Origin of the sequence: Lysobacter sp. Root667, from assembly GCF_001427715.1 — a bacterium.
Lineage (GTDB): Bacteria > Pseudomonadota > Gammaproteobacteria > Xanthomonadales > Xanthomonadaceae > Lysobacter.
In genome coordinates this window covers 92,297-118,426 of the sequence record NZ_LMHF01000010.1, presented here as the reverse complement: position 1 = coordinate 118,426, position 26,130 = coordinate 92,297, and the positions used below count along the sequence as shown (strand labels likewise).

Here is a 26,130-nt window from a genome sequence, read left to right as displayed (position 1 = left end):
CCGCCGCAGCCGGCGGGCGCCGCCCATGGCTGGCGTTGGGCACCGGCCTGGATCCTCGCCTACGTCGCCTTGTGGCCGGCGCCGGGCTATGCCGAAGCGGTGCTGGTGCTGGGCGCGCTGGCCGCGATCGTGTACCTGATCGCCTCGCGTTTCCGCAGCGGCGGACAACTGCTGAGCAATCCGGCCTGGGCCCTGACCAGCGTGCTGTTCTTCGCCTACTGGCTGCCCGAACTGGTATCCGCGTTCGACGCGGTCGATGCGCCGCACGCGTTGCGCAAGGCGCTGGAAGACATCCGCTACCTGCCGTTCCTGTGGCTGGCCGCGTCGGCGGTGGCCAACCCGCGCGGGCGCCGCACCATCTTCGGCGGCCTGGCGGTGATCGTCGCGATCTGGACGGTGGACGCGCTGCTGCAGGCGCTGACCGGCGCCAGCCCCTTGTTCTCGGCGATGGACGCGATCAAGCACGGCATCAGCGGCCACGGCATGTGCACGCCGGAGGAAACCGCCGGCGTCGACCGTCTCAGCGGCGTGCTCGGCCCCTGCAATCTCAAGCTCGGCCAGGTACTGGCGAGCCTGTCGCCGTTCGCGCTGTACGCCGGCGGCCGTCGTTGCGGCATGGCCGGCTGGTTGATCGCGGCCGCCGCGGTCGGCCTGGTGGTGGTGCTGGCCGGTTCGCGCGCCTCGTGGATCACCTATGCGCTGGTGCTGGTGCTGTCGGGCTGGGGCCTGCTGGGCTGGAAGCGGCTGCTGGGCGTGTTCGCGTTCGGCGCGATCGCGGTGGCGACCATTGCCGTGGTCTCGCCGCAGGTGCGCGAGCGCATCGCCCGCACCACCCTGGTCCGCAGCGCCGATGCCGAAGGCGTGGACAGCGCGCTGTCCGGACGCACGCGGATCTGGGGCGCGGCCCTGTGCATGGTGCGCGAGAATCCGATCAACGGTGTCGGCGCGCGCGGCTTCCGCGAAGCCTTCCCGGCCTGCGATCCCGATCCCGGCAAGCAGGCCGCCTGGGGCTACGGTCCGGCGCTGCATGCGCATCAGGTGGTGCTGGAAGTGCTCAGCGAAACCGGGGCCTTCGGTCTGCTGATGTGGATGGCGGGCGTGGCCCTGGCCTGGCGCGCCTGGCGTTACGCCGACGCCGCCGCGCGCGAACGCGCACGTCCGGCCTTGCTCGCGGTCGCGGTCACGCTGTTCCCGCTCAACACCCATCTGGCCTTTTATTCGACCTTCTGGGGCGGCGTGGCCTTGCTGCTGGTGGCCTTGTACGCCGGCAGTCTGCTGGCGCAGCCCTTGCGCGAACGCGACGAGAGCGGCACCGGGGCCTGAGCCCCGCGCGCCGCGGACGCGAACTCAGTCGCGATCGTCGCTGTCGTCGGGCCTGGGCTTGTACGGCGAGACCATGCCTGGCGGCCGGCGCTTGAAGCGGCGGTGGATCCACAGGTACTGGCTCGGCGCCTCGCGCACCATCGCCTCGATCTGGGCGTTGACGCGCGCGCTGTCGGCGGTGGCGTCGGCGGACGGGAAGTCCGCCAGCGGCGCACCCAGGCGCAGCACGTAGTCGCCCCCTTCGCGGCGATGGAAGAACGGCACCACCGCGCAGCCGCTGAGCCGTGCGAACTGGTGGGTCGCGGTGATGGTCGCCGCGGGCACGCCGAAGAACGGCGCGAATACCGTGTCCTTGCCGCGCATGTCCTGGTCGGGCGCGTACCACAAGAAGCCGCCCTGCTTGAGGTGGCGCATCGCCGGGCGGATCTCTTCGTTGGTGTACATGGCCGCGGCGTAGCGCAGACGGCCGCGCTTGACCGCCCATTCGAACACCGGGCTGCGATGGCGGCGGTACATGCCGGCCAGCGGCAGGTGGTCGCACATCAGCCGCCCGCACATCTCCAGGGTCATGAAATGGCCGGAGATCAGCAGCACGCCACGGCCCTGCGCGCGCACTTCGTCGATCAGCTCCAGGCCCTCGATCCGCACCGTGCGCCGCATCGGCGCGACCGAGCCCCACCAGGCGCGGGCGAACTCGAACAGGCCGATGCCCAGGTCGCGGAAGCTCTCGCGCAGCAGGGCCTCGCGCTCGGCCTCGCTCTTTTCCGGGTAGCACAGCGCCAGGTTGATCTGCGCCGCGCGCCGGCGCTCGCCGGCCACGCGCAGCGCGAACGCGCCGAACAGCCCGCCCAGCGCGCGTTGCAGCGCCCAGGGCAGGCGTGCGCCCAGGCACATGCCGGCGAGAGCGAGCCACATCGGCCAATGCTTGGGGCCGCGCGGGGGAGGGGGCAGCTGGGTTGCGCTCATGCTCAATAGTTTAGAGGCCCGCGAGGTAACGCGGTCGCGGAACGGCACCGACGTTGCGCCGGGCTTGGCCGATCCGGGCCGCAAACGCGCTTTTCGCAACCGCGGCGACCGTCGTGCGGGCGCGGAGCGCTTATCCTTAGCGCATGCGGATTGACTTCATCGAGCGCCTGTTGCGCGGCCTGTATTCGGTCGCGCTGTACCTGTTGGCGCCGGTTACGGTCTATCACCTGATCTGGCGCGGCTTCCGCCAGCCCGCCTATTTCCAGCGCTGGCTGGAGCGCTACGCGATCTACCGCGGCCCGGCCCATACCCGCACCCTGTGGCTGCACGCGGTCTCGGTCGGCGAGGTCAACGCCGCGATCCCGCTGGTCAACGCGCTGCGCCGCGGCCGCCCCGACCTGCGCCTGCTGGTGACCACGATCACCCCGACCGGCTCGGACCGCGCGCGCGCGGCCTGGGGCGACAGCGTCGAGCATGTCTACCTGCCCTACGACCTGCCCGGTGCGGTGTCGCGCTTCCTTCAGCATCACCGCCCCTGCGCGGCGCTGATCATGGAAACCGAGCTCTGGCCCAGCCTGCTGTTCGGCTGCCGCGACCGCGGCATTCCGACCTACATCGTCAATGCGCGACTGTCGGAACGCTCGCTGCGCGGTTACCGGGTGCTGGCCTCGCTGGTCGCGCGCGCATTGCGCACGGTGCGTGCCGTCGCGGTGCAGTCGCGTGCCGATGGCGAGCGCTTCCTGCGCTTGGGCGCACGCCCGGAGCAGATCGTCGAGACCGGCAACCTCAAATTCGACGTCTCCGTGCCCGAAGCCCTGGACGAGTTCGCCGCCGAGTGCCGCCGCCACAGCGGTACTCGCCCGGTCTGGATCGCCGCCAGTACCCACGAGGATGAAGAGGCCGCGGTGATCTCGATCCACCGCCGCCTGCGCCTGCGTTTCCCGGAGTTGCTGCTGCTATGGGCGCCGCGCCATCCCGAGCGTTTCCGGGTCGTGGCCGAATCGGCGCGCGCCGCCGGCTGGACCGTGTCGACGCGTTCGCGCGTGCGCTGGCCGCAGCGCGGCGACGACGTGTTCGTGATCGACACCCTGGGCGAGCTGATGTGCTTCTACGCCGGCGCCGACGTCGCTTTCGTCGGCGGCAGCCTGCAGGCGATCGGCGGCCACAACCTGCTGGAGCCGGCGGCGACCGGCACCCCCATCGTCACCGGCCCGCACCTGCACAACTTCGTCGAGATCGCGGAGCGCCTGGAAGCTGCGGGCGCGCTGCGCATCGGCACCGACGCCGAGGCGGTGCAGGCCGAGATCGAGCGCCTGCTCGCCGATCCGGCGCAACGCGCGCAGATGGTCGCGGCCGGGCGCTCCCTGGTCGAGCTCGGCCGCGGCGCGTTGGCCAAGACCATCGCCCTGTTGCAGCCGGCGCTGCCGCCGCAGGGCTGACGACTCAACGCGACTCGTGGGGCGCGCGATGCGTTTCGCGTTGCTCACCGCATCCTACGGGGCCTGAGCGCTTGCGATGGCCGGACAGGATTCCTGTGGGAGCGACGTAAGTCGCGATCGCGCAGCTGTGGCCAACGACGGATCGCGACTTACGTCGCTCCCACAAGGAAAGGGTCATCCCCGTAGGATGCGGTGAGTGCTGCGAACCGCATCGTCGCGTCGCGTCCACGAGCGTCCATGCCTCGTAGCATGCGATGCGTTCGCGTAGTTCGACCGTATGCAACGCATGTGCAGCGGTGCGGTTCCCTGTGCTCACCGCACCCTACGATGGTTGGTTACGCTCGCCCGTTCATCGCCCACAAAAGAAAACCGCCGGGCAAGCCGGCGGTTTTCGTGTCGCATCGCGGTGGCGCCTGGATCAGCCGCCGCTGGGGTCGAACTTGGCGGCCGGCTCGGCGGTCAGCAGGCGGTTGATGTCCTGCACGTCGGAGACGTCCAGGGTGCCGGCGGCCTGTTCCAGCAGCAGGCGGTTCTGCAGGTAGTTGTACTTGGCCTGGGCGTAGGCCTGCTGCGCGGTGAACAGATTCTGCTGATTGATCAACACGTCCAGCACCGTGCGGGTGCCGACTTCCAGGCCGACCTGCGAAGCCTCGTAGGCGGCGCGTGCCGACACCAGCGCCAGACGGCGGGCCTCGACTTCGCTGACGCCGGCGACCAGGGTCTGGTAGGCGTTGCGGGCGTTGCGCACCAGGGCGCGCTTCTGCTGCTCGAGCTCGTCGTTGGCGACGTCGCGGGTGGCCAGGGCCTGGCGCACGCCGGACTGGGTCGCGCCGCCGGCGAAGATCGGCACCGACAGGGTGATGCCCAGGTTGGGGCCGCGGCCTTCGCTGTCGCTTTCGAAGGTGTTGCCGCCGAAGGTGCGGTCGGTCCAGCTCTTGCTCTTGTCGTAGCCGCCGGTCAGATACAGGGTCGGCCAGTGGCCCGAACGCGCGGTCTCGACATCGGCTTCGGCCGACTGCACCTGGAACTCCTTGGCGCGCAGCGCCGGGTTGTTCTCGATCGCGGTCTGGACCCAGCCTTCAGCGCCCTGCGTCTCCGGCAGCGCCGGCTTGAAGTCGTCCGGCAGGCCCTTGAGATTGCGGATCGGCTGGCCGGTGATTTCGCTCAGCGCCTGGTAGGCGTCCTCGACCGCATTGCGCACCAGGATGGTGTTGGCGCGGGCGTTGTCGTACTGGGCGCGCGCTTCGTGCACGTCGGTGATCGGCGCCAGGCCGACTTCCAGACGCTTGGACGCGTAGTCGAACTGCTTCTTCAGCGCGGTTTCGGCCGCTTCCGCGGCAGCCAGGGTTTCCAGCTGGACCAGCACATTGAAGTAGGCCGCGGAGGTGCGCGTGATCAGCGTGTCGCCGGCCGACTCGAGCTGGAAGTCGCTGGCCTGGCTGAGCGCGTTGCGGCTCTTGAGCGTGGTGAAGCGGCTGCGGTCGTAGATCATCTGCCGCAGATCGACGCCGTAGCTGCGGGTGGTCGTCTCGGTGGTCAGATTGCCGGAGACTTCGACCGGATTGGTCGGGTCGCTGTTGTCGGTGAAGCTGGGCGCGGTGTTGCGCGACTTGTTCAGCGTCGCCGAACCGGTCAGCGACGGCAGCAGCGCCGCACGGGCCTGCACCGCGCCTTCCTTGGTGGCCAGACGGCTGGATTCGGCGGCCGACAACTGCGGGTCGCCGTTGCGGGCCAGCTCGTAGGTCTGCAACAGGTCTTCCGCCGAAGCGGCGGCCGGCAGCAGGGCAAGAACGAGGGCGAGAACCAGTGGGCGGCGGATCATGCGGCTTCCTTGACGTTCGGTTCAGAACTCGAAGACGGGCGCGGGCGCCGCGCCGACGAGATAGGGGAGGTCGGTTTCGAATAACGATTGGATGCGGCGAGCGTTGACTTCGTTGCGCACCAGCACCGCTTCCATCGCCGGCGAGCGGCCGCGGACCACGAACAGGCGTCCGTCCGGCTGCAGCCAGTCGAAGAAATGCTGCGGAATCTCGGAGACCGCGCCGGTGACGCAGATCGCGCTGTAGCGGCGGTCGGTACGCCAGGCGTAGGCATCGGCGAGCACGACCTGGGCGTTGTCCACCGACTGCTCGGCCAGGCGCGCGCGGGCGGCGTCGGCGAAGTCGGCGTGGATCTCCAGGCTGGTCACTTCGCGCGCCAGGCGGCCCAGGCAGGCGGTCAGATAGCCGCTGCCGGTGCCGATCTCGAGCACGTCGTCGCTGGGGTCCAGCTCCAGCGAATGCAGGCTGCGGCCTTCCAGCACCGGCTTCATGGTGAATTCGCCATGGCCCAGCGGCAGGGCCAGGTCGGCGTAGGCCAGGTTGCGGTGCTCGGCGGGCACGAAGGCCTCGCGCGGCAGCGCCGCCAGCACGTCGAGTACGCGCGGGTCGAGCACGTCCCAGGGCCGAACCTGTTGTTCGACCATCAGTTCACGTGCTTTGGCGTAATCGATCGTAGTCATCAGTTCGGAGTCTCGCGCAGGGTAATCGTCGGACGAAATGCAGGCTTGAACCTGCAATTCTACCGGGCTGGCGCGGCAGTCGGTGGGCACAGGATGGCGGTTGCGGGAGCGGAAGACTGAGTGCCGGAAGTCACCAAGACTGTTGTCATTCGCGGTTTCCCAGGGCTTTGGGTGCTATCGGTGGGACGGGGAGCGGGCGTAGGCGCGCAGGAACAGGTCCACCGACGCCTGCAGGTGGGCGTCGACCAGGGCCGGCTCGGGGTCGTCGTAGCCGAACACTATCTGCGCGTGCGGCTCGCCCTTGAGCAGGGCGAAGAACTGCCCCGCGGCGCGCTCGATGTCGGCGATCTCCAGTTCGCCGGCACCGATGCGCCGGCGCAGCAGGGCGGCGAACTCGTCGTGCACGCGCTGCGGGCCGGCTTCCCAGAACATCCGCGGCAGCGGGGTATTCGACAGTTGCGGCGAGCACAGGATGCGGTGGCCCTGCACCGCCTCGGCCGCGCTGATCATGGTCCAGAAGGCCTGGGCGATCGTCATCAGGCGCTCGCGCAGCGGCGTGGCCGGCGAGGGCTCGAACAGCATCGGCGGCAGGTGGCGCTCGCAATAGGTCTTGATGGCCTCGGCGAACAGGGCCTCCTTGTCGCCGAAATGGCTGTAGACGGTCAGCTTGGAGACCCCGGCCTCGGCCGCGATCTGGTCCATGCTGGTGCCGTCGAAGCCGGACTGGGTGAACATTTTCGAGGCCGCCTCGAGGATGGCGGCGCGCTTGCTCAGGTCCTTGGGGCGGCCCGGGCCGGCCGTCTTGGCGGTCTCGGGCGGGGCGGCGGCTTTGCGTGATACGGTCATGCTTGGAATACTAGACTAACGGGTTCGATATTTATACAGTACCGCCAGGTACATTAATTATCCCTGAGGTCACCCGCAATGCGCAGCCGCTCCGTTTCCCCCGGATGGGCGCTTTCCAGCGCCGTCCTGACGCTGGCCTTGGCCGCTTGCGGTCGCGACGCCGCCGCGCCCGAAGCGCCGCGCCCGGTGCTGGTGACCCACCCCGGCGCCAGCGCGACGGCGGTGACCGCGTTCGCCGGCGAGGTCCGCGCCCGCCAGGAAAGTCCGCTGTCGTTCCGGGTCGGCGGCAATCTGGTCGAGCGCCGGGTCGACGTCGGCGCCCATGTGAAGGCCGGCGACCTGCTCGCGGTGCTGGACCCGGGCGACCTGCAGGCGCAGTCGCGCGCCGCCCAGGCCCAGTTGGCCGCCGCCGAAGCAGAGCTCGGCCGCGCCCAGGCCGACCAGCAGCGTTTCGCCCGCCTGGCCGGCGATCAACTGGTCAGCCGCTCGACCCTGGACGCGCAGAGCGCCGCGGCCAAGGCCGCGCTGGGTCAGGTCAACGCCGCCCGCGCCAACCTCGACGTCGCCCGCAACCAGGCCGAATACACCCAGCTGCGCGCGCCGCGCGCCGGCGTGATCGCCAGCCGCAGCGCCGAAGCCGGGCAGGTGGTCGGCGCCGGCCAGCAGGTGTTCGCGCTCGCCGCCGACGGCGTACGCGAGATCGCCTTCGCCATACCGGAAGGCGCGATCGCGCAGTTCAAGACCGGCCGGGCGGTGATGGTCGAACTGTGGTCGCAACCCGGCCAGCGCTGGCCCGGCACAGTGCGCGAAATCGCGCCGGCGGCCGATCCGGCCTCGCGCACCTACGCCGCGCGGGTCGCGGTCGAGGCGCCCGCGGGCACGCTCGAACTCGGTCAGAGCGCACGCGTCTATATCGTCGACGACGGTAACGGCAACAGCGTCGATGCCGGCCTGAGCATTCCGCTGTCGGCGCTGCAACGCAGCGGCCAGGCCCCGGCGGTGTTCGTGGTCGACGCCAAGACCTCGACCCTGAAGCTGCAGCCGGTGCGGATCGGCGCCTACGGCGAAGACCGCGTGCCGGTGCGAAGCGGCCTCAACGCGAACGACTGGGTGGTCGCCGCCGGCGGCCATCTGCTGCGCGCGGGACAGAAGGTGGTGCCGGTGGATCGGGACAATCGCCCCGTCCAATCGTCGTCGCCGAAGTGAACGCGACTCGCCTGCCATCGCGGTACCGGGTGCGATTCCCGCTCGGCACCTTCGCCCTTCTCCCGCAGGCGGGGGAAGGGATGGGATGGGCGCGCGCCGCCTCGAAACGCATCGCGCCGCCCCCGTCGCGCGCCCTCACCCCAACCCCTCTCCCGCAAGCGGGAGAGGGGCGACTCATTCAACGCTGAGCATCCCCCATGCGTTTCAATCTCTCCGAATGGGCGCTGCGCCACCGCAGCCTGATCGTCTACGCGATGCTGGTGATGGCCATCGCCGGCAGCCTCGCCTACGTGCGCCTGGGCCGCAGCGAAGACCCGGCCTTCACCTTCAAGGTCATGGTGATCCGCACCCTGTGGCCGGGCGCGACCGCCGATGAAGTCTCGCGCCAGGTCACCGAGCGCATCGAAAAGAAGCTGATGGAGACCGGCCAGTACGAGTTCATCCGTTCGTACTCGCGCGCCGGCGAATCGCAGGTGATCTTCGGCGCGCGCGATTCGATGCGCTCCAAGGACATCCAGCCGCTGTGGTACCAGGTGCGCAAGAAGGTCGGCGACATCCGCCCGACCCTGCCCAGCGACGTGGTCGGGCCGTTCTTCAACGACGAGTTCGGCGACACCTTCGGCAATATCTATGCGTTGACCGGCAAAGGCTTCGACTACGCCGTGCTCAAGGACTACGCCGAGCGCGTGCAGCTGGCCCTGCAGGACCAGGCGGACGTGGGCAAGATCGAACTGTTCGGCGTCCAGGACGAGAAGATCTGGGTCGAGCTGTCGAACGTGAAGCTGGCGACCCTGGGCATACCGGCCAGCGCGGTCGGCGAGGCCCTGAACCAGCAGAACGCGCTGGCCCCGGCCGGCTTCTTCGAGACCGGCAGCACCCGCGTGCCGCTGCGCGTGGGCGGCCAGTTCAAGACCGTCGAACAGATCCGCGAATTCCCGATCCGGGTCGGCGACCGCACCTTCCGCCTCGGCGACGTCGCCGACGTGCGCCGCGGCTTCTCCGATCCGCCGGCGCCGCGCATGCGCTTCATGGGCGAGGATGCGATCGGCATCGGCGTGTCGATGAAGGAAGGCGGCGACATTCTCAAACTCGGCAAGACCCTGGAGAGCGAGTTCGCGCGCCTGCAGAAGACCCTGCCCGCGGGCATGGAACTGCGCAAGGTCGCCGACCAGCCGGCCGCGGTCGAAGAGTCGGTGGGCGAGTTCGTGCGCGTGCTGGCCGAGGCGGTCGCGATCGTGCTGCTGGTCAGCTTCTTCTCGCTGGGCTGGCGCACCGGCCTGGTGGTCGCGCTGTCGATCCCGCTGGTGCTGGCGATGACCTTCGCCGCGATGCAGTTCTTCGGCGTCGGCCTGCACAAGATTTCGCTGGGCGCGCTGGTGCTGGCGCTGGGCCTGCTGGTCGACGACGCGATCATCGCGGTCGAGATGATGGCGATCAAGATGGAGCAGGGTTTCGACCGCATCCGTGCGGCCGCGTTCGCCTGGGACAGCACCGCCTTCCCGATGCTGACCGGCACCCTGATCACCGCCGCGGGCTTCCTGCCGATCGCCACCGCCGCCTCCAGCACCGGCGAATACACGCGCTCGCTGTTCGAGGTGGTCACCATCGCGTTGCTGGTGTCGTGGATCGCCGCAGTCGCGTTCATCCCGTTCCTGGGCGACAAGCTGCTGCCCGACCACGGCCACGCCGCCGCGCTCAAGCCCGGTTCGCTGGCCGCGCGCTGGCATGCGCAACGCGCGCGCTGGGCCGAGCGCTACCCTGCGATCGCCGACTTCATCGCTCCCGCGCCGCACGACGGCAAGGACCACGATCCCTACGCCAGCAAGTTCTACACCCGCTTCCGCAATTGGGTGACCTGGTGCGTGCGCCGGCGCTGGCTGGTGATCGGCATCACCGTGGCCGCGTTCTTCCTGTCGGTGTTCATGTTCCGCTTCGTGCCGCAGCAGTTCTTCCCGGACTCGGTGCGTCCCGAACTGATGGTCGACATGGAACTGGCCGAAGGCAGCTCGCTGCGCCAGACCGCCGAGCAGGCGCAGCGCCTGGAAGCGCTGCTCAAGCAACGCAAGGACCTGGTCAACTACGTGTCCTACGTCGGCACCGGTTCGCCGCGCTTCTACCTGCCGCTGGACCAGCAACTGCCGGCCGCCAATTTCGCCCAGTTCGTGCTGATGCCCAAGGACGTGCAGGCGCGCGAAGCGATCCGCGAGTGGGTGATCAAGGACGTGTTGCCGCGCTTCCCCGAACTGCAGCTGCGCGTGACGCGCCTGGAGAACGGCCCGCCGGTCGGCTACCCGGTGCAGTTCCGCGTCTCCGGCGAGCACATCGACCGGGTGCGCGCGATCGCCTACCAGGTGCGCGAGAAGATCCGCGCCAATCCGCACGTGATCAACGTGAACCTGGACTGGGACGAGCCGAACAAGGTCGTTCGCCTGCAGGTCGACCAGGAGCGCGCCCGCGCGCTGGGCATCACCTCGGCGCAGCTGTCGCAGTTCCTGTCCAGTTCGCTGTCGGGTTCGCACATCAGCACCTACCGCGAGGGCAACGAGTTGATCGAGATGCTGCTGCGCGGCCCCTCCGAGGAACGCCTGCAGCTCAACATGCTCGGCAGCCTGATGGTGCCGACCAGCAACGGCCGCGCGGTGCCGCTGACCCAGATCGCCACCCTCGAATACGGTTTCGAGGAAGGCATCATCTGGCACCGCGATCGCCAGCCGACCATCACCGTGCGCGCCGACATCTACGACGGCACTCAGCCGGCGACGGTGATGGGCCAGATTTCGCCGACCCTGGACGGTCTGCGCTCGCAGCTGCCCTACGGCTACTCGATCGACGTCGGCGGCAGCGTCGAGGATTCGGCGCGCGGCCAGAACTCGATCATCGCCGGCGTGCCGCTGTTCGTGTTCGCGGTGTTCACCTTGCTGATGCTGCAACTGCGCAGCTTCACGCGCAGCTTCATGGTCATGCTGACCGCGCCGCTGGGCCTGATCGGCGTGACCTTGTTCCTGCTGGTGTTCCGGGTCCCGTTCGGCTTCGTCGCAATGCTGGGCACGATCGCGCTATCGGGCATGATCATGCGCAACTCGGTAATCCTGGTCGATCAGATCGAGCAGGATCGCGCCGATGGGCACGAGCCCTGGCGGGCGATCGTCGAAGCCACGGTACGGCGTTTCCGCCCGATCGTGCTGACCGCGCTGGCGGCGATCCTGGCGATGATCCCGCTGTCGCGCAGCGCCTTCTTCGGGCCGATGGCGGTGGCGATCATGGGCGGCTTGATGGTGGCGACCTTGCTGACGCTGTTGTTCCTGCCGGCGTTGTATGCGGCTTGGTTCAGGGTGAAGGCGCCGGAGGTGGGGGCGAGGGCGTAAGTCCGCGTTCGCTCCTCTCCTTACTGGTGTCCCTGCTAGGACCAGTGTTCCCGACTTGGGACCCCCGCTCCCGCTTGGCTGATGTCCCCTCTCCCGCTTGCGGGAGAGGGCTAAGGTGAGGGGCAACGACTTCCTCCCGCTGCGCCGTGCGGGTCACTTTCTCTCGCCACTAGCCTTGGGGTAGGAGCGGCGTGAGCCGCGACCGCGACCTTCGGCTACCGTGTTGGCTCCGATTCGGATCGGTTTCGCTTTCTGCATTCTGTGGGAGCGGCGTAAGCCGCGATCGCGAATTCCGGGGTTCTGCGATGGTTTCGGTTCTTTGGATCAACGGCTTCCGCCCGCGCGTGCGGATCACTTCTCTTGCCTCTCGCTTTGGGGTAGGAGCGGCATGAGCCGCGACCGCGACCTCCGGCTGCTGCGCGAGTTTCGATTCGGATCGGCTTCGCTTTCTGCTTTCTGTGGGAGCGGCGTAAGCCGCGATCGCGAATTCCGTTTGCTGCGTTGGTTTCGTTCTTAAGCAACAGCTTCCGCCCGCTGCGCGTGCGGGTCACTTTCTCTTGCCACTCGCCCTGGGGTAGGAGCGGCGTGAGCCGCGACCGCGCCCTTCGGCTACCGCGCTGGCTTCGATTCGGATTGGCTTCGCTTTCTGTGGGAGCGGCGTAAGCCGCGATTGCGAATTTCGGCTGCTTTGCTGGTTTCGTTCTTAAGCAAAGGCTTCCGCCCGCTGCGCGAGCGGGTCACTTTCTCTTGCTAGCCCAAGAGAAAGTAACCAAAGAGAAGGGCTTGCCTTGACAACCCTCCCGCGCGAGATCGGAGTTGGCGCGGGGATTTTTCGAAGGAACATCCTGTTCCTCGAAAAACGGCGCGCGTCCTGCGCGCCGCCCTTCGGGTCTACGATTGTTCGTCGTGGTGCGGCTCAATGGATTTCAATGCCGCGGCAACGGCAACGGCAACGGCAACGGCAACGGCAACGGCAACCGCAACCGCAACCGCAACCGCAACCGCAACGGCAACCGCAACGACAACCGCACCGCTTAAGCGCTGAACCGCCGCGCCTTTCCGCGCGGCCGCCAGCCTCAATCCCGCAATTCCGCCACCTGGCACGGCAGTTCCAACTGCGCCAGCACCGCCGCCGTCACCTCGGCCGTGCTCGCGCCGCGCCCGCCCGGGGCCAGGTCGGCGGTGAGTACGCCGCGTTCCAGCACCGCGGAGACCGCCTGCTCGATGCAGTCGGCTTCGCCGGGCAGGCCCAGCGAATGACGCAGCAGCATCGCCGCGCTGAGGATGGTGCCGCAGGGGTTGGCGATGCCGCGGCCGGCGATGTCGGGGGCCGAGCCGTGGATCGGTTCGTACAGGCCGACCTTGCCTTCGCCCAGCGACGCCGACGGCAGCAGGCCCAGCGAACCGGCCAGCATCGAGGCCTCGTCGGTGAGGATGTCGCCGAACATGTTCTCGGTCACGATCACGTCGAACGCGCGCGGCTTGGCGATCAGATGCATCGCCATCGAATCGACCAGTTGATGCTCAAGGGTCACGTCCGGAAATTCGTCGCGGGCGATGCGGGTCGCGACTTCGCGCCACAGCCGCGAGGTCTCCAGCACGTTGGCCTTGTCCACCGACACGACATGGCCGCGACGGCTGCGCGCCAGGGTGCAGGCGTGGCGCACCACGCGTTCGATCTCGGCCACGCTGTACTCGCACAGGTCGCTGGCGCTGTCGGCGCTGCGCTGCTTCTGGCCGAAGTAGATGCCGCCGGTGAGCTCGCGCACCACCAGCAGATCGACGCCGGCGAGCAGGTGCGGCTTGATCGGCGAGGCGCCCAGGGTCGCTGCATGCGGCTTCACCGGGCGCAGGTTGGCGTACAGGCCCAAGCCCTTGCGCAGCGCCAGCAGGCCCTGTTCGGGACGCACCTTCGCCTTCGGGTCCGACCACTTCGGTCCGCCGACCGCGCCCAGCAGCACTGCGTCGGCGTTGCGGCAGGCGGCCAGGGTGGCTTCGGGCAGGGGCTCGCCGGTAGCGTCGATCGCGGCGCCGCCGATCAGGTGCTCGCGCAAGACGAAGCTGTGGCCGTAGCGGCGCCCGACGGCGCGCAGCACTTCCACGGCGGCGGCGGTGACCTCGGGGCCGATGCCGTCGCCCGGCAATACGACGATTTCAGCGTGCATGACGCAGTTCCTCAAAGCGTTGGATGGCGGGTTGTTGTTTGAGCAGGTAGCCGAGCTGGTCCACGCCTTCGAGCAGGCAGGTCTGGGCGAAGGCATCCAGCGGGAATTGCACGCGCGCGCCGCCGGGCAGGATCACGCTGCGGCTGGCGACGTCGATGCGCAGCTCGATGCCGGGGCGTTCCAGCAATTCATCGACCACGTCGTTGTCGAGCACGATCGGCAGCAGGCCGTTCTTCAGTGCGTTGCTGCGGAAGATGTCGGCGATCTCGGTGCTGATCACCGCGCGCAGGCCCAGGTCGGTCAAAGCCCAGGGCGCGTGTTCACGCGAGGACCCGCAACCGAAGTTGCGGCCGGCGACCAGGATCTGCGCGCCGGCGTTCTCGGGCCGGTTGAAGACGAACTCCGGGTTGGGCGTGCCGTCGGCGAGGTAACGCCAGTCGTTGAACGCGAAACGGCCCAGTCCCTGGCGCTCGGTGGTGGTCAGAAAGCGCGCCGGGATGATCTGGTCGGTGTCGATGTTGCGTTCGCGCAGCACCACGGTGCGCGAGGTCAGTTCGGTGAAGGCGGACATCAGGCCACCTCCCGCGCGGCTACGGCATCGCCGAGGTAGGCGCGCGGATCGGTGACCTCGCCGGCGATGGCGCAGGCGGCCGCGGTCAGCGGCGAGGCCAGCAGCGTGCGCGCGCCTTTGCCCTGGCGGCCTTCGAAGTTGCGGTTGCTGGTCGATACCGCGAGCTGGCCGGGTCCGACCAGATCGCCATTCATCGCGATGCACATCGAGCAACCCGGCTCGCGCCACTCGGCGCCGGCCGCGCGCACGATGCGGTCGATGCCCTCGGCCTCGGCCTCGCGCTTGACCTGCTCGGAGCCGGGCACCACCAGCATGCGTACGCGCGGATGCACGCGCCGGCCCTGCAGCACCTGCGCGGCCTGGCGCAGATCGGTGAGGCGCGAGTTGGTACAGCTGCCGACGAAGACCACGTCCACCGGCGCGCCGGCCAGCGCCGCACCGCCGCTCAGGCCCATGTAGGCCAGCGCCTTGGCGGCGTCGGCGTCCTGCGCGACCGGCAGCTGCGCATCGACCGCGGCGACCTGGCCCGGGTGGGTGCCCCAGGTCAGGGTCGGCTTGATCTGGCTGGCGTCGATATGCACTTCGCGGTCGAAGCGCGCGCCCTCGTCGCCTACGAACGCGCTCCAGCGCGCGACCGCACGCTCGAAGTCCACGCCCTGCGGCGCCCGTGGCGTCGCGGCCAGATAGTCGTAGGTGACCTGGTCGGGCGCGATCAGGCCGGCGCGCGCGCCGGCTTCGATCGACATGTTGCAGACGGTCATGCGTTCGTCCATCGACAGCGCGCGCACGGTCGAACCGCGGTACTCGATGACCTGGCCGGTGCCGCCGTTGACGCCGATCTCGCCGATCACGTGCAGGATCAGGTCCTTGGCGCCCACGCCGGGCGCGAGTTCGCCTTCGATGTTGATCGCCAGCGTGCGCGGCTTGCGCTGCAGCAGGCACTGAGTCGCCAGCACATGCCCGACTTCGCTGGTGCCGATGCCGAAGGCCAGCGCGCCGAACGCGCCGTGGGTGGCGGTGTGGCTGTCGCCGCAGACGATGGTCATGCCGGGCTGGGTCAGGCCCAGTTCGGGTCCGATCACGTGGACGATGCCGCGATGCGGGCTGTCGTAGTCGAACAGTTCGATGCCGTGGCGCGCGCAGTTGCGGCGCAGGGTGTCGACCTGGCGCTCGGCTTCCTCTGTGTAGTAGGGCAGGCGGCCGTCGGCGCCGCGCGGCAGGGTCGGAGTGGAGTGGTCGAGCGTGCCCTTGGTCAGGTCGGGGCGGCGCGGCGACAGGCCGCGCGCGTCGAGTTCGGCGAAAGCCTGCGGCGTGGTGACTTCGTGGATCAGGTGCAGGTCGACGTAGAGCACCGCCGGCACGGCCTCGGTCTCGGGCGTGACCAGGTGGGCGTCCCACAGTTTGTCGAACAGGGTTCTGGGCGTGGTCATGGGGTCTGCTTTGGCGTTATGGCTGTGGCGTTGTTGGGTTGGAGCGGCTCAGGCGTTCGTGATCGGGCGGTCGCGCTCAGGCGGTTGCGGCCAGGCGCTGCGGCGCCTGCTGGCGCGTGCGCAGCACCCGGTTGGCGACGTCCAGCCAAGCCAGCGCGCTGGCCTCGAGGATGTCGGTGCTGGTGCCCGAGCCGGTCAGCTCGGTCCCGTCCACGCGTGCGGTCACGCTGGCCTGGCCCTGGGCGTCGTCGCCGGTGGTCACGCTGGAGACGTGGTAGCTGTCGATCTGCAACTGCACGCCGGTCGCGCGCGCCAGCGCCGCGAACAGCGCATGCACCGGACCGTCGCCGACCGCGGCTTCGCTGATCGCGACGCCGTCGGGATCGACCAGCTGCACGCTCGCGGTCGGCAGGCTGTCGCCGGCGATGCCGGTGCTGACGTGAGCGCGGGCCAGGCGGTGGCCGCGCGCGGCCCGTGCGTCGGCGCCCAGCACCAGCGCTTCCAGGTCGGCGTCGAAGACTTCGCGCTTCTTGTCGGCCAGCGCCTTGAAGCTGGCGAATACCGCGTTCAGGCGCGCTTCGTCGACCACGAAGCCCAAGGTCTGCAGGCGGTCGCTGAGCGCGGCCCGGCCGCTGTGGCGGCCCAGCACCATTTGCGACTGGGCCCAGCCCACGTCCTCGGGATTCATGATCTCGTAGGTGCCGCGGTGCTTGAGCATGCCGTGCTGATGGATGCCGGACTCGTGCGCGAACGCGTTCTGGCCGACGATGGCCTTGTTGCGTTGCACGGCCATGCCGGTGATGCGCGACAGCAGGCGCGAGGTCGGCACCAGCCGGCGCGTGTCGATGCGGGTCTGGGCGTTGTAGTAGCCGCCGCGCACGCGCAGCGCCATCACCAGTTCTTCCATCGCGCAGTTGCCTGCGCGCTCGCCGATGCCGTTGATCGTGCATTCGACCTGGCGCGCACCGCCTTCGATCGCGGCCAGGCTATTGGCCACCGCCAGGCCCAGGTCGTTGTGGCAGTGGGCGCTGAAGACGGCGCGTTCGGCGTCGCGCACGTTCGCGCGCAGGTACTCGAACAGGGCGCGGATTTCGCTGGGTGTGGTGTAGCCGACGGTGTCGGGGATGTTCAGGGTGCGCGCGCCGGCGGCGATCGCCGCGCTGCAGATCTCGGCCAGAAACTCGGGCTCGGTGCGCAGCGCGTCCTCGGCCGAGAACTCGACGTCGTCGGCGTAGCGGCGCGCCAGTTCCACGCCCATCACCGCGCGTTCCAGCACCTGCTCGCGACTCAGGCCCAGCTTGTGCTCGCGATGCAGCGGGCTGGTGGAGATGAAGACGTGGATGCGCGGCTTGGCGGCGCCGTCCAGGGCCTGCGCGCAGGCCTCGATGTCGCCGACGTGACAGCGCGCCAGGGTCGCCAGGGTCGAGCCGCGCACTTCGCGCGCGATCGCGCGCACGGCCTCGATTTCGGTGTCGGAGCTGGCCGGAAAGCCGGCTTCGATCACGTCCACGCCCAGTTCGGCCAGGGCATGGGCGAAGCGCAGCTTCTGGCTGGAACTCATGCTGCAGCCGGGCGATTGTTCGCCGTCGCGCAGGCTGGTGTCGAAAATGGCGATGTGCTGCGGGGCGTGGTCTATCGGTACTACCGGTCCGGGCGACGGGTTCATGCGGGGACGTCCTCGATCAAAGTGGGGTGCGGGGCAAGGGAGGGCGTGTGGGCCGTGCGCGCTTGCGGCGACGGCCCGGATCTAAGTCGTGCCAGCCGATAGACGTCGTCTTTGACGGCGGCGCTTTCGGCCGCGGCGGCCTCGTACGCGGGCGTCTCGCGGGTGCGCCGGCGCGGACGGCGCGGCGCGCGCGGCCGCACTTCCGACAGCAGCCGCGCCAGTACGCCGGCGTCGAGGTTGCCGCCGGAGACCACCGCGCATTTGCGCTTGCCGGCGATGCGGCGGCCGGCCGCGAGCGCGAGCGCGCCCGCACCCTCGGCGATGATGTGTTCTTCCAACGCCAGCCGGACCAGGGTCTCGCGCAGCTCGGCTTCGCGCACGATCACCACGTCGTCCAGCAGTTCGCTGAGCACGCGCTCGGTCAGGCGGCCGGGGTCTTTCACGCGCACGCCGTCGGCCAGGGTCGCGGCCGGCTCGATCAGGCGACGGTCGCCGCGCAGGGCGCGCGCCATCGAGTCCACGCCTTCCACTTGGGCGCCGATCACGCGCACGCGGCGCGCTGCGGCGCTGCCGGACAGCAGTTCCGACTTCAGCGCCATCGCCACGCCGGCGGCCAGACCGCCGCCGCCGATCGGCACCAGCACCACATCGGGCGCGAACGCGGCCATCTCCAGCGCGACCGTGCCCTGGCCGGCGATCACGTCGGGATCGTCGAAGGCCGACAGCAGGCGGTAGTCGTGTTGCTCGGCCAGTTCGATCGCGAAGGCCTTGGCCTCGTCGTAACTGTCGCCATGCAGGCGCACCGTGGCGCCCCAGTGGGCGACGCCGGCGATCTTGGTCTGCGGCGCGCAGCGCGGCATCACCGTGATCGCGTTGACGCCCAGCCGATACGCGGCCCAGGCCAGGCCCTGCGCATGATTGCCGGCGGAGGCGGCGATCACGGTGCGGTGATCGCCGCGTTCGCGCCCGGCCAGCAGGGCGTTGAGTGCGCCGCGCACCTTGTAGGAACCGGTGCGCTGCAGGTTTTCCAGCTTCAACCAGCAGCCGAAACGTTCGGCGTGGTGCAGCGGCGTCGGGTCCAGGTAACGCCGCAGGCGCGCCTGCGCCGCCAACAGGTCGGCGGCGCTAACGCATACCGGGCTGGCTACGTCGCTGTCCATGCTCAGACCGGCGTCAGCCACGCGCGATGGCGCGGATCTTCGCCGCGCACCACGCGCGCGTACTGCGCCGACAGCTCGCGGGTGAGCGGGTTGTCGCCGAACTCGCGGCGGTCCAGCACCGCGATCGGCGTGGCTTCGGCAGCGGTGCCGCAGACGAAGACTTCGTCCGCATCCAGCAGCTCGTGCAGGGTCACCTCGCGCGACTGCGCGCCGGACAGCGCGATCATGGTGTCGCGGGTGATGCCCGGCAGCGCATCGCGGTGCTCGATGGACGTGATCACGCCGTTCTTGACCATGAACACATTGGCGCCGGTGCACTCGACCACATAGCCCTTGTCGTCGGTGAACAGGGCCTCGTCGAAGCCGCGCTGCTTGGCTTCGCGCTTGGCCAGGATCGAATTGACGTAGGCGCCGCTGAGCTTCAGCGCCGGCAGCGAGGTCGCCGGGTTGCGTTTCCACGGCGACACCGTCAGGCGCGTGCGCGCGCCGCCCAGATGCACGACCTTGGCCATCGTCGCGATCATCAGGTGCTGGCTCAGCGGATCCACGTCCAGGCCGATCGTGCCGGTGCCCATCCAGGTGAGCGGGCGGATGTAGGCGTCGCGGTGGCCGTTGGCGCGCAGGGTCTGCACGGTCGCGGCGCTGGCGCGTTCGACATCGAAGTCGATGCCGAACATTTCGGCGCCCTTGCGCATGCGTTCCATGTGCTCGGGCAGGCGGAACACGGCCGCGCCGCCGTCGGCGGTGGCGTAGCTGCGGATGCCCTCGAACACCGCGGTGCCGTAGTGCATGGCATGGGTGGTCAGCGGCGCTTCCGGCGCATCGGCGGCGACGAACTCGCCGTCGAACCAGATCAGCGCCTGGCCCGCGGGTTGCGGCACGCCGCTGCGCGCGGGCGCATAGCTGCGTTCGCGCGCAGCGGCGCCGGCATAGGCGTGCTGGGCCTCGGCCGCGGCGGGCGCGGCCAGGGTTTCGACGTTCAACTGCATGGGGACACCTCGACGGCAAGACAGTCGTAGAGCTTGGCGAGCTGGCTCTGCAGGGCGGTGTCGGCGCGGTCGCCTTCCACGGTCATGCGCAGGTGCCAGCGGTCGCCATCGGGTTGCGCTTCGCCGTCCACGGACAGGGGACGGAAGCCGCGCCGTTCGGCGGCGCCCAATACGCGAGCCAGCGCGCCTTCGGCCTGGCGCAGGGTCAGTTCAAGCTGGTATCGCATGGGCATCCTCCTTGTCGGTGGCGGGGGTGGGAGAGGCGGCGGCCGCGATCGCATCGGCTTCCGGGTCCATCATTTCGGCGTTGTTGCGGTTGGGCGGAACCAGCGGCCAGACGTTGGCTTCCTGATCGATCGCCACGTGCAGCAGCGCCGGCCCGTCGCAGGCCAGCATCGCGGCGAGGGCTTCGTCGACCGCGTCGGCGCGTTCGACATGGAACGCGGCCACGCCGAAAGCGGCGGCGATCGCGCAGAAGTCCGGGTTGTCGGACAGGTCGACCTCGGAATAGCGACGGTCGAAGAACAGCTCCTGCCACTGCCGCACCATGCCCAAGGCCTGGTTGTCGAGCAGCACGATCTTGACCGGCAGGCGGTAGCGGGCGACGGTCGCCAGCTCCTGCACGTTCATCAGGAACGAGCCGTCGCCGCTGACGCAGATCACGCGCGCCGACGGGTCCTGCATCTGCGCGCCGATCGCGGCCGGCAGGCCGAAACCCATCGCGCCCAGCGCGCCGCTGGTCAGGTGCTTGCGCGGATCGTCGAAGCGCCAGTGCTGCGCGACCCACATCTGGTGCTGGCCGACATCGCAGGTGACCACGGCGTCCGGCGCCAGTTGCGACAGGCGCCGCAGCAACGCCGGCGCGTACACGGTCTCGCCCGGCGCGTCGTAACGCGGCGCGCACTCGCGCTTGCGCTGCAGGCAGGTGTCGCGCCAGCTGCTGCGCGCGCCGCCGTTGCGGCCTTTCGTCTGCGCGGCGCAGGCCGGCGTCAGTGCCTCCAGCGAGCGGCGCAGGTCGCCGTTGACTACGGCGTCGGCGTGACGCAGCTTGCCGATCTCGGCCGGGTCCAGGTCCAGATGAACCACGCGCGCGTTCGGCGCGAACTCGGCCAGCTTGCCGGTGGCACGGTCGTCGAAACGCGCGCCGACCACGATCAGCAGATCGCATTCCTGCACCGACAGGTTGGCGGCGCGGTTGCCGTGCATGCCCAGCATGCCCAGGTTCAACGGATGGTCGGCCGGCAGCGCGCCCAGGCCCTTGAGCGTCAGCACCGCCGGGATCTGGCTGCCTTCGACGAAGCTGCGGAACGCGTCCACCGCATCGCCCAGGCAGATACCGCCGCCGCCGTAGACCAGCGGCTTGCGCGCATGCGCGATCAGCGCCGCGGCCTCGTGGTACGCCGCCTCCGGCGCGGCCGGCAGCGGGTCGGTCGGCAGCGGCCGGTGCGCGGCCAGGTGCGAGGCGTCGGCGTTCTGCACGTCCTTGGGCAGGTCGATCAGCACCGGACCCGGGCGTCCGGAGCGCGCCAGGCGGAACGCTTCGCCGACCGCGCGCGGCAGATCGTCGACGCGGCGCACCAGGAAGCTATGCTTGACGATCGGCAGGGTCATGCCGAACACGTCCAGCTCCTGGAACGCGTCGGTGCCCATCAGCGAGGTCGGGACCTGGCCGGTGATCGCGACCATGGGCACCGAATCCAGCATCGCGTCGGCGATGCCGGTGACCAGATTGGATGCGCCGGGACCGGAGGTCGCCACGCATACGCCGACTCGCCCGCTGGCACGGGCGTAGCCGTTGGCAGCGAAAGCGGCGCCTTGCTCGTGACGGACCAGCACATGCTTGAGGTCCGACCCGTGCAAAGCGTCGTAGAAAGGCATGATGGTGCCGCCCGGATAACCGAACAGCGTGTCCACGCCTTCTGCGGCCAGCGCTTGCGCCAGCCAGCGGGCACCGTTCATCAGGCAGCCTCTTCCTGTCGTTCGCCGCGGGTGGCGGGGGCCGGCTGCGCGGTGGGCGCGGTATCCAGCCATTTCATGTTGGCGCGCAGCTTCTTGCCGACGGCTTCGATCGGGTGATCCAGGTCAGCCTGCTTGAGCGCCTTGTAGTTCGCGTTGCCCGAGGCGTACTCGGCGATCCACTGGCGGGCGAAGGTGCCGTCCTGGATTTCCTTGAGCACGCGCCGCATCTGCGCGCGGGTGTCCTCGTCGACCACGTAGGGGCCGCGGGTCAGCGCGCCGTACTGCGCTGTCTCGCTGATGAACTCGTGCATGCGGGTCACGCCGCCTTCGTAGAACAGATCCACGATCAGCTTCAGTTCGTGCAGGCACTCGTAGTAGGCGACCTCGGGCTGGTAGCCGGCTTCGACCAGGGTTTCCCAGCCGGCCTGGACCAGTTTGGTCGCGCCGCCGCACAGCACCGCCTGCTCGCCGAACAGATCCGTCTCGGTCTCTTCCTTGAAGGTGGTCTTGATCGCGTTCTGACGCGCGCCGCCGATGCCGGCGCAGTAGGTCAGGGCGAATTCTTCGGCGCGGCCGCTGCGGTCCTGATGCACGGCGTAGACGCTGGGCACGCCGCGGCCGATCTCGTACTCGCGTCGCACCAGCGCGCCCGGGCCCTTGGGCGCGACCAGTACGACATCGAGGTCCGCGCGCGGCGCGATCTGGGCGTAGTGGACGTTGAAGCCGTGCGCGAACAGCAGGCAGGCGCCCTGGGCGATGTTGGGTTCGATCACATCGCGGTAGAGCTGGGCCTGGACCATGTCCGGGGTCAGCACCGCGACCAGTTCGGCGCCGGCGACGGCCTCGGCGGGCGATTTGACGGTGAAACCGTCGGCCTTGGCCTTGATCTCGGTCGGGCCGCCCGGGCGCAGGCCGACGGTGACGTCGAAACCGGAGTCGCGCAGGTTCAGCGCGTGCGCGCGGCCCTGGCTGCCGTAGCCGACGATGGCGATCTTGGGACGGAAGGTCGTAGCGGTCATGTCTGTGGTCTCGGGAATGGAGGAGCGAGCGATGGAAGAGGCGGATCAGGCGGGTTCGGTAACGGGTGTGGCGATGAGTGCGGCGGAAATCGTTCGAGCCGGCGGCGACTGCAGCGGCCCCGGCGCGGTAACCGCGCCCTGCGAGGCCGAGCCGACCAGCCGCGCGTACTTGGCGAGCACGCCCGTGGTCACGCGCGCGGCGATGCGTGCGGGTTCGCGCGCGGCCAGGTCGGCGGCGACGTTCAAACGCCGCGTGCGCACGTCGATGCTGACCAGATCGCCCTCGCGCAGACGCGCGATCGGGCCGCCGTGCGCGGCTTCCGGCGAGATATGGCCGACCATGAAGCCGTGGGTGGCGCCGCTGAAGCGGCCGTCGGTGATCAGGGCGACGTCGTTGCTCAGGCCCTGGCCGACCAGGGCCGCGGTCACCGCCAGCATTTCGCGCATGCCGGGGCCGCCGGCGGGACCTTCGAAGCGGATCACCACCACGTCGCCGGCGCGCACCTGGCGCGACTGCACGGCGGCGAACGCGTCTTCTTCGGAGTCGAACACGCGCGCCGGGCCTTCGAAGTGCTCGCGGCCGTGGCCGGCGAGCTTGAGGATGCAGCCCTCCGGCGCGAGGTCGCCGTACAGCACCGAGTAGCCGCCGCGCGGCTTGATCGGATCGGCGACCGGACGCACCACGTCCTGTTCGTCGGCCATGACCGCGTCGGCCAGTTCGTGGAAAAAGGAACGGCCGGTGACCGTGGGAATGTCCTCGATCAAACCGGCCGCCTTGAGTTCGCGCGCCACCAGTGCCGCTCCGCCGAATTGGTACATCTCCGCGGCGGTGTAGCGGCCGCCCGGTTTCAGGTCGGCGATCACCGGCGTGTGCGCGGCGGCTTCGAATTCCTCCAGGTCGAACGCCACGCCGGCTTCGTGCGCGATCGCCAGCAGATGCAGGGCGGCATTGGTCGAGCCGGCGGTGGCCGAGACCGCGCGCGCGGCGTTGCGCAGCGCGGCCGGGGAGAGGAGCGCGCGCGGCTTCGGTCCGCCCTTACGCAACTGCTGCATGACCAGCTCGCCGCAGGTGCGCGCGGCCTCGGGCTTGTCGGCGTGGATCGCCGGGATGTCGTTCAAGCCCAGCGGCGACAGGCCCAGGAAGGTCAGCACCATCGCCATGGTGTTGGCGGTGAACTGGCCGCCGCAGGCGCCGGCGCCGGGGCAGGCGTGGGATTCGATGCGGTGCAGTTCGGCGTCGTCGATGCGCCCGGCCGAATGCGCGCCGACCGCTTCGAACACGTCCTGCACGGTCAGCGGCTTGTCGTCGGCCGCGCCTTTCTTGGACGGGCAATGGCCCGGCATGATCGTGCCGCCGTAGAGGATCACGGTCGGGATATCCAGGCGCGCCGCCGCCATCGCCGCGGCCGGGATGGTCTTGTCGCAGCCGACCAGCAGCACCATCGCGTCCAGGCAATGCCCGGACACCGCCAGCTCGATCGAATCGGCGATGGTTTCGCGCGAGGCCAGCGAGGCGCGCATGCCGTCGGTGCCCATGGCGATGCCGTCGGTGACCGCGATGGTGTTGAACTCGATCGGCGTGCCGCCGTTCTCGGTCACGCCGCGGCGCACGTGCTGGGCCAGATCGCGCAGGGTGATGTTGCATGGCGAAACGTCGGACCAGGTGTGGACCACGGCAACCAGCGGTCTGGCGATGGCCGCGTCGTCGAGACCGGTCGCGCGCAGCATCGCGCGTGCGGGGGCTCGGGCCGGGCCTTGCTTGATGGCGTTGCTTCTCACTGAAACGCGTTCCTTGAGCTTGCGGTTTGAATTCATGGCTGCCGTCTATGGCGCAACGGCAGCGTTCTTTCGAACCCCAGGGCCTGAAAACGAAAAACCCCGCGCCTTTTGGGCGCGGGGTTCAGGTTCTTTCGACCTTGGGGCTGTGTGTTTTGCTACACGAACCCGACTCCCGCGCTGGTAAGCCCGGTAATAAGTACGAGGACGAGAATGGACGTGGCGATCGCCGGAGCGAGTCGGAGCGCAACGCGCGCGACGTCGTTCGAGGCCGTGGCGGCCTTGAGCGTGGTCTGCGGGTGGTTGTTGCGCTGCGTCATGAGGTCGAGAAAAACATGCTCGATCGGGGCTGTCAACTGTTTCATGAAAAACTATCGCCGGTCCGCGGACGGCTGTGTGCACTGCGTGTGGACATTAGATATAGGCAGTCCATATGCGCCGTGAGGGCGGCTTCACGGCGTACCGCGGCCCGGGGCGCAATGCGACATCGCTCTGTGGCGCAGCTACACCGGCAGGGCGTAGCTCTGCTTCACGATCTGGCTGGGCAGGTCGGTCTTGACGTTCTGGATGCCGTTGGCGCGGGTCAGGTGCTGGGTCTGGAAGCGCCGGTAGTCGTCCAGGTCCTGCACCACCACGCGCAGCAGCGCGTCGCTCTCGCCGAGCATGATGTAGCACTCCACTATTTGCGGCAGCCGCTTCATCGCCTCGATGAAGTGCTCGATCGTGTCCGCGTCCTGCGCGGTCAGCCATACGCGCGTGAACAGGGTCATGCCGATGCCGATCTGGGCGGCATCGAGCACGGCGACGTAGCGCTCGATCACCCCGGCTTCCTCCAGGAGCCGCACCCGCCTCAGGCAGGGCGAGGGCGACAGCCCGACTTCCTGCGCCAGCTCGGTGTTCTGCAGGCGGCCGTCGCGCTGCAGGGCGCGCAGGATGCGGCGATCGATCTCGTCCAGCTTGATTGGCATTGATGCGCCTTGTTTGGTAGAAAATTGGCTTTACATGCCAATTTATCAGAATTTTCGGCAATATTAGCAACCCGATAGCGCCGCTCGTGACGTACGCTGTCCGTCATGGAATCGACCACTGCGCTGCTGTTCGCCGCCACCGTGCTGCCGCTGATCTGTACCCCGGGGCCGGACATGCTGTTCATCGCTTCCCAGGCCATCAACGCCGGCGCGGCGGCGGGCCTGCGCGCCACCGCCGGTGTCTGCGCCGGCTATGTCGTGCATTCCCTATTGGTGGCCCTGGGGCTGGCGGCGATCATCGCCGCGTCGCCTTTGTTGTTCGAAGCGCTGCGCTGGATCGGCGTCGGCTACCTCGCCTACCTGGCCCTGCGATTGCTGCGTTCGGCGATGAAGGCCGGTTCGGTCGATCTGCGAACCGGCACGCAGGGCGCGCCGTTCCGGCGCGGCTTCCTGACCGCCGCGCTCAATCCCAAGGGCATGATGATCTACTTCGCGATCCTGCCGCAGTTCATGCGCCCCGATGCGCCGGCTGCGCTACAGGCGATCGTGCTGTCGGCGATCTTCATCGTGCTGTGCGGCCTGGTCTACACCGGTTTGAGTCTGGTGCTGGCCTACGGCGGTCGCCGCGCCGGTCGCGCAAGCGATGGGCGGCGTCGCTGGGTGGAAGGCGTGTCCGGCGCTCTGGTGGCGGTGGCCGCGGGCGTGCTGGCGACCGGTTAGTTGCGTTGCGGAACGGCGAATCGCGGGCGAAGCGCTCCATCGCCGGGCGGTTCGCTCCGCTT

Annotated in this window: 22 protein-coding genes; 6 read left to right on the top strand and 16 right to left on the bottom strand. The window is 69.2% G+C overall.

Annotated elements, in window-relative coordinates:
- The first annotated feature begins 51 nt into the window (after positions 1–51).
- Entirely contained in the window at positions 52–1,323 is a 1,272-nt protein-coding gene (locus ASD78_RS08370) for an O-antigen ligase family protein (RefSeq protein WP_056100911.1), read from the top strand.
- 24 nt (positions 1,324–1,347) lie between these two features.
- Here ASD78_RS08370 and lpxL read toward each other — a convergent pair whose 3' ends face one another.
- Positions 1,348–2,289, bottom strand: coding sequence for an LpxL/LpxP family Kdo(2)-lipid IV(A) lauroyl/palmitoleoyl acyltransferase (lpxL, locus tag ASD78_RS08365; protein ID WP_082559720.1), 942 nt, complete (start codon positions 2,287–2,289; stop codon positions 1,348–1,350).
- A gap of 143 nt (positions 2,290–2,432) precedes the next feature.
- On the opposite strand from lpxL, the gene waaA reads away from it, so the two are divergent.
- Positions 2,433–3,728 (top strand): lipid IV(A) 3-deoxy-D-manno-octulosonic acid transferase, encoded by a 1,296-nt coding sequence (waaA, locus tag ASD78_RS08360; RefSeq protein WP_056100196.1) that lies wholly within the window; start codon positions 2,433–2,435, stop codon positions 3,726–3,728.
- Positions 3,729–4,146: 418 nt separating this feature from the next.
- Here waaA and ASD78_RS08355 read toward each other — a convergent pair whose 3' ends face one another.
- The 3 genes from ASD78_RS08355 to ASD78_RS08345 all read right to left on the bottom strand — a co-directional run bounded on the left by ASD78_RS08355 (position 4,147) and on the right by ASD78_RS08345 (position 7,074).
- Positions 4,147–5,550, bottom strand: a complete 1,404-nt coding sequence (locus tag ASD78_RS08355; RefSeq protein ID WP_055904121.1) for a TolC family outer membrane protein — start codon at positions 5,548–5,550, stop codon at positions 4,147–4,149.
- Between the two features lie 21 nt (positions 5,551–5,571).
- A complete protein-coding gene (locus tag ASD78_RS08350; RefSeq protein WP_055904118.1) occupies positions 5,572–6,228 on the bottom strand; it encodes a protein-L-isoaspartate O-methyltransferase in 657 nt (218 codons plus the stop codon).
- A gap of 174 nt (positions 6,229–6,402) precedes the next feature.
- The gene (locus tag ASD78_RS08345) at positions 6,403–7,074 is read right to left on the bottom strand and encodes a TetR/AcrR family transcriptional regulator (RefSeq protein ID WP_056100193.1); all 672 of its coding nucleotides are present in this window, start codon (positions 7,072–7,074) and stop codon (positions 6,403–6,405) included.
- 78 nt (positions 7,075–7,152) lie between these two features.
- On the opposite strand from ASD78_RS08345, the gene ASD78_RS08340 reads away from it, so the two are divergent.
- From ASD78_RS08340 to ASD78_RS20655, 3 genes are all read left to right on the top strand, one after another.
- On the top strand, positions 7,153–8,280 hold the full coding sequence (locus ASD78_RS08340; RefSeq protein WP_056100190.1) for an efflux RND transporter periplasmic adaptor subunit: 1,128 nt from the start codon (positions 7,153–7,155) through the stop codon (positions 8,278–8,280).
- A gap of 197 nt (positions 8,281–8,477) precedes the next feature.
- On the top strand, positions 8,478–11,645 hold the full coding sequence (locus tag ASD78_RS08335; RefSeq protein WP_056100188.1) for an efflux RND transporter permease subunit: 3,168 nt from the start codon (positions 8,478–8,480) through the stop codon (positions 11,643–11,645).
- 897 nt (positions 11,646–12,542) lie between these two features.
- Positions 12,543–12,683, top strand: coding sequence for a hypothetical protein (locus ASD78_RS20655; protein WP_156087666.1), 141 nt, complete (start codon positions 12,543–12,545; stop codon positions 12,681–12,683).
- Between the two features lie 38 nt (positions 12,684–12,721).
- Here ASD78_RS20655 and leuB read toward each other — a convergent pair whose 3' ends face one another.
- The 12 genes from leuB to ASD78_RS08275 form a co-directional block, all read right to left on the bottom strand.
- Entirely contained in the window at positions 12,722–13,810 is a 1,089-nt protein-coding gene (gene leuB / locus ASD78_RS08330; RefSeq protein WP_056100185.1) for a 3-isopropylmalate dehydrogenase, read from the bottom strand.
- Positions 13,800–14,381, bottom strand: a complete 582-nt coding sequence (leuD, locus tag ASD78_RS08325; RefSeq protein ID WP_056100182.1) for a 3-isopropylmalate dehydratase small subunit — start codon at positions 14,379–14,381, stop codon at positions 13,800–13,802. Before leuD ends, leuB begins: the two co-directional genes overlap by 11 nt.
- A complete protein-coding gene (gene leuC, locus ASD78_RS08320) occupies positions 14,381–15,811 on the bottom strand; it encodes a 3-isopropylmalate dehydratase large subunit (RefSeq protein WP_056100180.1) in 1,431 nt (476 codons plus the stop codon). Before leuC ends, leuD begins: the two co-directional genes overlap by 1 nt.
- Before the next feature lie 76 nt (positions 15,812–15,887).
- The gene (locus ASD78_RS08315; RefSeq protein WP_056100175.1) at positions 15,888–17,477 is read right to left on the bottom strand and encodes a 2-isopropylmalate synthase; all 1,590 of its coding nucleotides are present in this window, start codon (positions 17,475–17,477) and stop codon (positions 15,888–15,890) included.
- Positions 17,474–18,637 (bottom strand): threonine dehydratase, encoded by a 1,164-nt coding sequence (locus ASD78_RS08310; protein ID WP_082575501.1) that lies wholly within the window; start codon positions 18,635–18,637, stop codon positions 17,474–17,476. Before ASD78_RS08310 ends, ASD78_RS08315 begins: the two co-directional genes overlap by 4 nt.
- A 2-nt stretch (positions 18,638–18,639) precedes the next feature.
- Positions 18,640–19,626 (bottom strand): aminotransferase class IV, encoded by a 987-nt coding sequence (locus ASD78_RS08305; protein ID WP_082559630.1) that lies wholly within the window; start codon positions 19,624–19,626, stop codon positions 18,640–18,642.
- On the bottom strand, positions 19,617–19,853 hold the full coding sequence (locus ASD78_RS08300; protein WP_036111253.1) for an ACT domain-containing protein: 237 nt from the start codon (positions 19,851–19,853) through the stop codon (positions 19,617–19,619). The genes ASD78_RS08305 and ASD78_RS08300 overlap by 10 nt, the downstream gene beginning before the upstream one ends.
- Entirely contained in the window at positions 19,837–21,585 is a 1,749-nt protein-coding gene (gene ilvG, locus ASD78_RS08295) for an acetolactate synthase 2 catalytic subunit (RefSeq protein ID WP_056100172.1), read from the bottom strand. Before ilvG ends, ASD78_RS08300 begins: the two co-directional genes overlap by 17 nt.
- Positions 21,585–22,604, bottom strand: a complete 1,020-nt coding sequence (gene ilvC / locus ASD78_RS08290; protein WP_055902257.1) for a ketol-acid reductoisomerase — start codon at positions 22,602–22,604, stop codon at positions 21,585–21,587. Before ilvC ends, ilvG begins: the two co-directional genes overlap by 1 nt.
- Positions 22,605–22,649: 45 nt before the next feature.
- Positions 22,650–24,383 (bottom strand): dihydroxy-acid dehydratase, encoded by a 1,734-nt coding sequence (locus ASD78_RS08285; protein WP_082575539.1) that lies wholly within the window; start codon positions 24,381–24,383, stop codon positions 22,650–22,652.
- Positions 24,384–24,538: 155 nt separating this feature from the next.
- A complete protein-coding gene (locus ASD78_RS08280) occupies positions 24,539–24,745 on the bottom strand; it encodes a hypothetical protein (protein WP_055902251.1) in 207 nt (68 codons plus the stop codon).
- A 138-nt stretch (positions 24,746–24,883) separates the two neighbouring features.
- The gene (locus ASD78_RS08275; RefSeq protein WP_200944143.1) at positions 24,884–25,348 is read right to left on the bottom strand and encodes an Lrp/AsnC family transcriptional regulator; all 465 of its coding nucleotides are present in this window, start codon (positions 25,346–25,348) and stop codon (positions 24,884–24,886) included.
- A gap of 105 nt (positions 25,349–25,453) precedes the next feature.
- On the opposite strand from ASD78_RS08275, the gene ASD78_RS08270 reads away from it, so the two are divergent.
- On the top strand, positions 25,454–26,068 hold the full coding sequence (locus ASD78_RS08270) for a LysE family translocator (RefSeq protein ID WP_055902248.1): 615 nt from the start codon (positions 25,454–25,456) through the stop codon (positions 26,066–26,068).
- Positions 26,069–26,130: the final 62 nt, after the last annotated feature.